The sequence below is a fragment of the Kitasatospora sp. A2-31 genome (assembly GCF_022288725.1).
Lineage (GTDB): Bacteria > Actinomycetota > Actinomycetes > Streptomycetales > Streptomycetaceae > Kitasatospora.
The window spans coordinates 145,233-155,583 of record NZ_JAKNTA010000005.1 but is presented as its reverse complement, the minus strand read 5'-3'; the positions used below and the strand labels follow the sequence as shown (position 1 = coordinate 155,583).

Here is a 10,351-nt window from a genome sequence, read left to right as displayed (position 1 = left end):
CAGCGACACCATGCCACCACGACCCGCCAGACGCTCCCGCACCAGACGACTACGCAGCGCCACCACCCGGGCACCATCCCCCAACGACAGACCACCCGCGACACACGCCGCCGCGATCTCCCCCTGCGAGTGACCCACCACCGCCGACGGCTCCACACCGAACGAACGCCACAACCCGGCCAGCGAGACCATCACCGCCCACAACACCGGCTGGACCACATCCACCAGCTCCAGCGACGGCGCACCCTCCACCCCGCGCAGCACGTCCACAACACGCCAGTCCACGAACGCGGACAGCGCCTCATCACACTCCGCGATCAAGCCGGCGAACACCGGCGACGAATCCAACAACTCCACCGCCATACCGGCCCACTGCGCCCCCTGCCCCGGGAACACGAACACCGGCCGACCCGCCACCACACGACCCTCGACGACGTTCGCCACAGGATCACCGGCAGCCAACGCGGCCAGACCCGCGAGGAGTTCATCGCGGTCGGCGGCGACCACGACACCCCGGGCATCCAACTGCGCCCGCGAGACCACAGACGAGAACCCGACGTCCGTCAAAGAGGCACCCGGCTCGGCGATCAGGTGCGCCCGCAGCCGCTCGGCCTGCTCACGCAGCGCCGCCTCGGACTTGCCCGACACCACCACCGGCACGACCGGAAGCTCCACACCCCGAACCGGCACGTCGGTCATCTCGGGTGCCTGGGCCGGCTCGGTGGCGGCGGCTTCCTCCAGGATGACGTGGGCGTTCGTGCCGCTCACGCCGAACGAGGACACACCCGCGCGCCGCGGACGCTCAGGCGACGCAGGCCACTCCCGCGCCTCGGTCAGCAGCTCGACCGAGCCCGAGGCCCAGTCCACGTGCGGCGACGGCTCGTCCACGTGCAGCGTGCGCGGCAGAACGCCGTGCCGCATCGCCATCACCATCTTGATCACGCCGGCCACACCGGCAGCCGTGGAGCTGTGACCGATGTTGGACTTGATCGAGCCCAGCCACAGCGGGTCGCCGGCGCGCTCCCGGCCATAGGTCGCCAGCAGCGCCTGGGCCTCGATCGGATCACCCAGCTTCGTGCCCGTGCCGTGGCCCTCCACCGCATCGACGTCCGCCGCGCCCAGGCCGGCGTTGGCCAGCGCTGCGCGGATCACCCGCTCCTGCGAGGGACCGTTCGGCGCCGTCAGCCCGTTGCTCGCACCGTCCTGGTTGATCGCGCTTCCGCGCAGCACCGCCAGCACGTTGTGACCCTTGCGACGGGCGTCCGACAACCGCTCCACCACCAGCAGACCCAGACCGTCCGAGAACCCCGTCCCGTCCGCCGCACCCGCGTACGCCTTGCAGCGACCGTCCGGCGACAACGCCCGCTGACGGCTGAACTCCACGAACAGGAACGGCCCGGACAGCACGGTGACCCCGCCGACCAGCGCCATCGAGCACTCGCCGGAACGCAGGGACTGCGCCGCCATGTGCAGCGCCACCAGCGACGACGAGCACGCCGTGTCCACCGACACGGACGGCCCCTCCATGCCCAGGACGTAGGAGACACGACCGGACACCACGCTGGACGTGGAACCGGTCAGGCGAAGCCCCTCGACCTGGGGCAGGCTGCCTGCCGGGCCCACGGCGTAGTCCGATGCGCCGACACCGCAGAACACGCCGGTGTCGCTGCCGCGCAGCGACGTCGGGTCGATGCCCGCGTCCTCGAACGCCTCCCACGCGGCCTCCAGCAGCAGCCGCTGCTGCGGGTCCATCGCGGTGGCCTCGCGCGGACTGATCCCGAAGAAGTCCGCGTCGAAGTCGGTGACTCCGTCGATGAAGCCGCCCACACGCGAGTAGGAGGTTCCCGGCTGGTCGGGGTCCGGGTCGTAGAGCCGCTCCAGGTCCCAACCGCGGTCGGACGGCATTGGCGACATGCCGTCGCGGCCGGAGGCCACGAGGTCCCACAGCTCCTCGGGCGAGGTCACCCCGCCCGGGTAGCGGCAGCTCATTCCCACGATCGCAACCGGCTCGTTGGCCCGGTCCTCGTACTCGCGCAAACGCGCCTTGGCTTCGTTGAGATCGACGGCCGTCCGCTTGAGGTAGCGGAGGAGCTTCTCGTTTTCGGATTCGGTGCTGCCAGCGCTCATGTTCACAGTCCTTGTCATGCCTCGCCGAACTCGGCATCGATCAGCTTGAAGACCTCGTCCGCGGTCGCGGCGGCCTCGATCTGTCCGCTCGTGTCCTGTCCGCTGTCGGAGAGGCCGGCCAGCAGAGCGCGGAGGCGGCCCGCCACGCGCTGCTTCTCGGCGGTCTCGACACCGGCCAGCATGTCCTCGAGCTTCTTCAGCTCCACGTCGATCGGCGGTTCTGCGGCGACGCCGCCGATCTCGGAGAGGAGCAGGGTTGCGACCGCCCTCGACGTCGGGTGATCGAAGATCAGCGTCGCGGGCAGTCGGACGCCGACCGCCTGCGTCAACCGGTTCCGGAGCCCGACCGCACCCAGGGAGTCGAAGCCGAGCTCCTGGAACGCCCGGTCCGGGTCGATGGCCGCCCCGGACGCGTACCCGATGACTGCCGCGGCGTGCGTCCGTACCAGATCGAGCACGACCTGCTCCCGGTCGGCCTCCGGCACGTCCGCGAGCCGCTGTGCCAGGGAGGGGCCCGACGGTTCGGCCGATCGCTCCGGCGTCCGGACCAGGCCGCGCAGCAGCGCGAGCAGCATGCCCTCCCGCGCCTGGGCGCGCAGCGCACCCAGGTCGAGCTGCACGGGCGCCAGCAGAGCAGCGCCGGCCGTGAGGCTCCGGTCGAACAGGTCCAGGCCCGTCTCGGCCGTCAGGGCGACGGTGCCCATCCGCTCCAGCCGGGCGATCTCGTCGTCGCCGAGCTGCCCCGTCATGCCACCGGCTTCGGCCCAGAGGCCCCAGGCCAGGGACGTGGCGGCCAGGCCGTCGGCGCGACGCTTGGCGGCCAGGGCGTCGAGCGCCGCGTTGGCAGCCGCGTAGTTCGCCTGACCGGGGCTGCCGATCAGTGCCGCGACCGAGGAGAAGAGGACGAACGCCGCCAGGTCCATGCCGGCGGTGAGCTCGTGCAGGTGCCACGCCGCGTCCACCTTCGGACGCATGACCCGCTCGATCTGCTCGGCGGTCATCGACTCGATCACACCGTCGTCGAGCACGCCCGCCGCATGCACCACCGCCGCGAGCGGCTTCTCCAACGAGTCGATCAGGTGGGCCAGTCGGTCGCGGTCCGCGACGTCGCAGGCCTCGACCCGCGCCGTCGCGCCGGCCGCCGCCAGCTCCGCCACCAGCTCGGCCACACCCTCCGCCGCCGCACCGCGCCGGCTCACCAGCACCAGATCACGGACCCCGTGACGCTCCACCAGATGCTTCGCGAACAGCGCACCCAGACCGGACGTACCACCGGTGACCAGCACCGGCCCGTCCAGCACCCTGCCCCCGGCCGCCGCGTCCGCGCGGCCCAACCGCGGCACGAGCAGGCGGTCGCCACGCACCGCGAACTGCGGCTCGTCCGAGCCGAACACCTTCGCCCAGTCCACTGCACCGGACCGGTCCACGTCGACGAGCACGAACCGGCCCGGGTGCTCCGACTGCACACTCCGCACCAGGCCCCGTACCGCAGCCTGCGCCACGTCCGCCGCCTCGGTACCGACGGCGACGGCATTGCGGGTCACCACCGCGAGCCGGGTTTCGGCCGGCACGGCACTCGCCAGCCAGCGCTGCACCAGGGCCAGGGCCTCGGTCGCGGCCTTGCGCGCCGCTTCGTGCACATCGCCCGCAGGCGGCGCGATCGTTGCGACGACCAGCTCGGGCGCCCGGGCGCCCTCGACGAGTGCCTTCTCCAGCACGTCCACGTCCGCGAACCGCTCGCCCGGCCCTTCGGCGTCACCGAGCACGGCGATCCGTACCGACGACGCCGGGGTGGCCGGAGCCGCCACCCAGTCGAGCTGGTAGAGCGGACGCTGCCCGCCCCGTCGCGCCGCCTCGAGCTGGGCCTGCTCGACCGGTCGGACGTCGAGGCGCTCCACCCTGGCGATCGGCGTGCCGTCCTCGGCCGCGACGTCGAGCCGCAGTGCGGCCTCGCCGGCCAGGCCGATCCGCACCCGCAGCCGGGTCAGTCCGGTGCGGTCCAGCCGCACGCCCGACCAGGAGAACGGGAGTCCGCCCGGGTTGTCACCGCCGCGGTCGAGCATGCCGAGCCCGCCGTGGAGGGCGGAGTCGAGCAGCGCCGGGTGGACGCCGAAGCCCTGGGGGTCACCGGCGACCTCGGGCAGTTCGAGTTCGGTGAACACTTCGTCGCCGACCCGCCATGCCGCCTGCACGGCCCGGAACGCGGGGCCGTAGTCGAAGCCGATGTCGGTCAGTCGCGCGTGGTCGTTCACGCGGGAGTAGAGCGTTTCGACGGGGATGGGTTCGGCGTTGGCGGGCGGCCACTGGAGCGGGAACGCCGCCACCGGCTCGGCGGACCCGGTCAGCCAGCCACGACCGTGGCAGGTCGTCTCGACCTCGTCGCCCTCGCCGGACTCCGGACGGGAATACACCCCGACCTCGCGGCGCCCGTCCTCACCGGCCGCGCCGATCGTGACCTGGACCTGGAGCACCGCATCGTCCTCCAGGACCAACGGCGCCTCCAACACCAGCTCGCCCAGCACCTCACAACCCACCTGACGGCCGGCCGACAACGCCAGCTCCACCAAGGCAGCACCGGGCACCAGCACCAACCCGAACACCACGTGGTCACGGGTCCAGGGCTGGGTCTCCTGGGACATCCGCCCCGCGAACACCCACTCGTCCCGATCCCCCACCCGCACCGCCGCACCCAGCACCGGATGATCCACCCGCACCAGACCCGCCGCGGACACATCACCACTGCCGGAACCCGGCATCAACCAGAACCGCTCCCGCTGGAACGCATACGTCGGCAGCTTGACCCGGGCCGCACCCGTCTCCTTGTAGAACACCGACCAGTCGACCGCCACACCCACCGCGAAGGCCTCGGCCAGCGACAACGCGAACCGCCGCAAACCCCCCTCACCACGCCGCAACGACCCGACCACACCCACCCGCTCCGCCACACCATGCGCAGCCAGCGTGCCCTCAAGCGCCAGACCCAGCACCGGGTGCGGGGACATCTCGACGAAGCAGCCCGCACCCTGGTCCACCAGCGCCCGCACCGCCGCCTCGAAACCCACCCGGCCCCGCAGGTTCCCGTACCAGTACCCGGCATCCAACGACGCCGTGTCCACGAACCCACCCACCGCAGTGGAGTAGAACGGCACACTCCCCGACACCGGCGTCAGCGAAGCCAGGACCCGACCCAGCTCCTCCTCGATCGCCTCGACCTGCGCCGAATGCGACGCATAGTCCACCGCCACCCGCCGCGCCCGAACACCCTCCCCCTCGCACCGGGCCACGATCTCGTCCAACGCCGCGGGCTCACCCGCCACCACCACCGACGCCGGCCCGTTCACCGCCGCCACCGACACCCGACCACCGAACGGAACCAACAACTCCTCGGCCCGCTCCACCGCCACCGCCAGCGACACCATGCCACCACGACCCGCCAGACGCTCCCGCACCAGACGACTACGCAGCGCCACCACCCGGGCACCATCCCCCAACGACAGACCACCCGCGACACACGCCGCCGCGATCTCCCCCTGCGAGTGACCCACCACCGCCGACGGCTCCACACCGAACGAACGCCACAACCCGGCCAGCGAGACCATCACCGCCCACAACACCGGCTGGACCACATCCACCAGCTCCAGCGACGGCGCACCCTCCACCCCGCGCAGCACGTCCACAACACGCCAATCCACGAACGCGGACAGCGCCTCATCACACTCCGCGACCAGACCAGCGAACACCGGCGACGAATCCAACAACTCCACCGCCATACCGGCCCACTGCGCCCCCTGCCCCGGGAACACGAACACCGGCCGACCCGCCACCACACGACCCTCGACCACCTGAGCCACCGGATCACCGGCAGCCAACGCGGCCAGACCCGCAAGGAGTTCATCGCGGTCGGCGGCGACCACGACACCCCGGGCATCCAACTGCGCCCGCGAGACCACGGAGGAGTACCCGACATCCGTCAAAGAGGCACCCGGCTCCGCCAGGAGGTGCGCCCGCAGCCGCTCGGCCTGCTCACGCAACGCCGCCTCGGACTTGCCCGACACCACCACCGGCACGACCGGAAGCTCCACACCCCGGACCGACGGCTCAGTCGCGGGAGCCTCCTCCAGGATCACGTGCACATTCGTGCCGCTCACACCGAACGACGACACCGCAGCACGCCGCGGACGCCTGTCCACCGCGGGCCACTCCCGCGCCTCGGTCAGCAACTCGACCGCGCCCGAAGCCCAGTCCACGTGCGGCGACGGCTCGTCCACATGCAGCGTCCGCGGCAGAACGCCGCGCCGCATCGCCATCACCATCTTGATCACACCACCGACACCCGCCGCAGCCGACGTGTGTCCGATGTTCGACTTCAACGACCCGAGCCAGAGCGGGTCACCCGCGCGCTCCCGGCCGTAGGTCGCCAGCAGCGCCTGGGCCTCGATCGGATCACCCAGCTTCGTGCCCGTGCCGTGGCCCTCGACCGCGTCGACGTCCGCCGCGTCCAGGCCCGCATTCGCCAGCGCTGCGCGGATCACCCGCTCCTGCGAGGGCCCGTTCGGCGCCGTCAGCCCGTTGCTCGCACCGTCCTGGTTCACCGCACTCCCGCGGATCACGGCCAGCACGTTGTGACCCTTGCGACGGGCGTCCGACAGCCGCTCCACCACCAGCAGACCCAGACCGTCCGAGAACCCCGTCCCGTCCGCCGCACCCGCGTACGCCTTGCAGCGACCGTCCGGCGACAACGCCCGCTGACGGCTGAACTCGGTCAGCAGGTACGGACCGGCCATCAGCGTCACGCCGCCCGCCAGCGCCATCGAGCACTCGCCGGAGCGCAGCGCCTGGACGGCCATGTGCAGCGCCACGGCGGACGACGAGCACGCCGTGTCCACCGTGACCGCCGGCCCCTCCAGGCCGAGCGTGTAGGAGATGCGCCCCGACAGCACGCTCATGGTGGTGCCGGTCAGACGGTAGCCCTCCAGCTCCGAGCTCGTGACACCGCCGTAGTCCGCGGTCACCGCGCCGCAGAAGACGCCCGTGTCACTCCCGCGCAGCGTCGTGGGGTCGATGCCGGCGTCCTCGAACGCCTCCCACGCGGCCTCGAGTACCAGCCGCTGCTGCGGGTCCATCGCCAGGGCCTCACGCGGGCTGATGCCGAAGAACTCCGCGTCGAAGTCTCCCGGCCGGTCCAGGAAGCCGCCGCCGCGCGTGTAGATCTTGCCGGGCTGGTCCGGGTCCGGGTCGTAGAGCCGCTCCAGGTCCCAGCCGCGGTCGGTGGGCAGGCCCGTGATCGCGTCCCGCCCGGCGGCCAACAGGTCCCACAGCTGCTCGGGCGAGGTCACCCCGCCCGGGTAGCGGCAGCTCATGCCGACGATCGCCAACGGCTCGTCGACGGAGGTGCGCCGCGAACGCGTCGCGGACCGCTGCCGCCCCTCGGTCGCTCCGCCGGCCTCGGCCAGGACCAGCCGCGCGACCATGGCCGGGCTCGGGTGGTCGAAGACCAGCGTCGCGGGCAGTCGGAGCCCGGTGGCCTGGGTCAGCCGGTTGCGCAGCTCGACCGCGCTCAGCGAGTCGAACCCGAGATCCTTGAACGCCCGGTCGGGATCGAGCGCCGTACCGGTGGCGTGCCCGAGGACCGCAGCGACCTGCGTCTGCACCAGCTCCAGCACCAACCGCTCCCGGTCGGCCTCAGCCAGCCCGGCCAGCCGCTCCGCCAGGGAGCCGCCGGATCCGGCGGTGCGGTTCGGCATCCGGACCAGGCCGCGCAGGACGGCGGGGAGGAGCCCCGCCCGTGCCTGCGAACGGAGCGCGGCCGCGTCCAGCTTCACCGGCGCCAGCAGGGCGGTGTCGCGGGCCAGCGCCTGGTCGAACAGGTCCAGGCCCGTCTCGGCCGTCAGGGCGCCGACGCCCATCCGCTCCAGCCGGGCGATCTCGTCGTCGCCGAGCTGCCCGGTCATGCCGCCGGCTTCGGCCCACAGGCCCCAGGCCAGGGACGTGGCGGCCAGGCCGTCGGCGCGACGCTTGACCGCGAGCGCGTCGAGCGCTGCGTTGGCCGCCGCGTAGTTCGCCTGACCGGGGCTGCCGATCAGTGCCGCGACCGAGGAGAAGAGCACGAACGCCGCCAGGTCCATGCCGGCGGTGAGCTCGTGCAGGTGCCACGCCGCGTCGAGCTTGGGCCGCATGACCCGCTCGATCTGGTCGGCGGTCATCGACTCGATCACACCGTCGTCCAACACACCGGCCGCGTGCACGACCGCCGTGAGCGGCTTCTCCAACGAGCCGATGACGCGCGCCACTTGGTCGCGGTCCGCGACGTCGCAGGCCTCGACCCGCGCGGTCGCGCCGGCCGCCGCCAGCTCCGCCACCAGCTCGGCCACACCCTCCGCCGCCGCACCGCGCCGGCTCACCAGCAGCAGGTCCGTGACGCCGTGGCGCTCCACCAGGTGCTTCGCGAACAGCGCACCCAGACCGGACGTACCACCGGTGACCAGCACCGGCCCGTCGAGGACGGGCAGCGCGCGCGGCGTCGCCGACACCCGCACCAGCCGCGGCGCGAACAGCCGGCCGCCACGGGCCGCGAGCTGCGGCTCGTCGGTGGCGAGCACCGTGCCCCAGTCCGGGAGGCCCTGTTCGTCGAGGTCCACCAGCACGAAGCGGCCGGGGTGCTCGGCCTGGGCGCTGCGCACGAGGCCCGACGCCGCAGCCTGCGCCACGTCCGGCACCTCTGCGCCCACGGCGGCCGCGCCACGGGTGGCGACGACCAGCCGTGCCTCCCCGAGCCACTCGCTCGCGAGCCACCGCTGTGCCAGCGCCGTCGCGGCCGCTGCGAGTTCACGCGACGCCGACGCCGGATCGCCCGCCGGGGTCTCCAACGGGGCGACGACGACCGCAGGCGTTTCGGCGCCGTCGGCCATGGCCCGCTCCACCGCGTCGAGGTCCGCGAACCCGTCACCGAGGACGGCCACCCGCACCGGCGTCGGCGACGACGCGGCGGTGACCTCCGTCCACTCCACCTGGTGGAGCGGGCTCTGCTGTCCGCGCTGGGCGTGGTCGATCCGTGCCTGCTCCACCGGGCGCACCACGATGGACCGCACGGACACGACCGCGTCGCCCGACTCGTCGATCGCGTCGAGGCGTACGGAGGAGTCGCCGGTCACGACGGCTCGGACGCGCAGGCGCGAACTGCCCTCGCGCTCCAGCCGGACCCCGGTCCAGCTGAAAGGCATCCGGTGCCCGTCTCCGTCGCGCCCGGTCAGCATGATGACGGCGCTCTGCAGGGCGGCGTCGAAGAGGGCCGGGTGGATGCCGAAGCCCTCGCCACCGCCGTCACCCGGCAGTTCCACCTCGGCATACGTCCGGTCGCCCTCGCGCCAGGCCGCCCGAACCCCCTGGAAGACCGGCCCGTAGTCATAACCCAGGTCGGCCAGACCCGCGTACAGCGTGTCCACGGGAAGCGGCTCGGCCGCCGCCGGCGGCCACTCGGCCGGCCACGCCTCCGAAGGCCCGGCATCCGGACCGAGCAGGCCACGGGCGTGACAGACCGCCTCCCGCTCGTCGTCGTCACCGTGCTCCGGGCGGGTGTAGATCGCCACCTCACGCCGACCGTCCGCCGCAGCCGGACCCACCGTCACCTGGACCTGCAGCGCCACGTCATCGGACAGCACCAACGGCGCCTCCAGCACCAGCTCGTCCACCACCTGGGTGCCGACCCGGCGACCGGCGGCGAGCGCGAGCTCAACCAGCGCGGTCCCCGGCACGACGACCGTGCCGAAGAGCAGGTGCTCGGCGGTCCAGGGCTGGGTGTCGGTGGACAGGCGGCCGGTCAGGACCCACTCGTCACGGTCACCGACCTGGACGGCCGCCGCCAGAACCGGATGCCCGATCCGGGACTGCCCGGCCGCCGCCACATCCCCCGCACCGCTGCCCGGCGCGAGCCAGTACCGCTCCCGCTGGAACGCATACGTCGGCAGCTTGACCCGGACCGCACCCGTCTCCCTGTAGAACGCGGACCAGTCCACCTCCACACCCGCCACATGCGCCTGCCCCAGGAAGCGGACGAAGGTGTCCACCTCGGCGTGCTTGGCCCGCAGCGCGGGAACCAGCACGGCGTCCTGCACACCAAGCTCGTCCAGACTCTGGCGGGCCATCGCGGTCAGCACACCATCCGGCCCCAACTCCAGGAACCGGCGCACCCCCGCCTCGTGCAACGTCCGCACACCGTCCGCGAACC

The 10,351-nt window shown here is 72.7% G+C and carries 2 protein-coding genes; both read right to left on the bottom strand.

Annotation, left to right across the window (positions count from 1 at the left end; all coding sequences use genetic code 11):
- A partial coding sequence (locus MCM47_RS15675; RefSeq protein ID WP_374209138.1) for a type I polyketide synthase occupies nucleotides 1-2,133 on the bottom strand: 2,133 nt, incomplete at its 3' end.
- A gap of 8 nt (nucleotides 2,134-2,141) precedes the next feature.
- Nucleotides 2,142-10,351, bottom strand: an 8,210-nt coding sequence (locus MCM47_RS15670; protein WP_374209137.1) for an SDR family NAD(P)-dependent oxidoreductase, incomplete at its 5' end; no start/stop codon positions are given.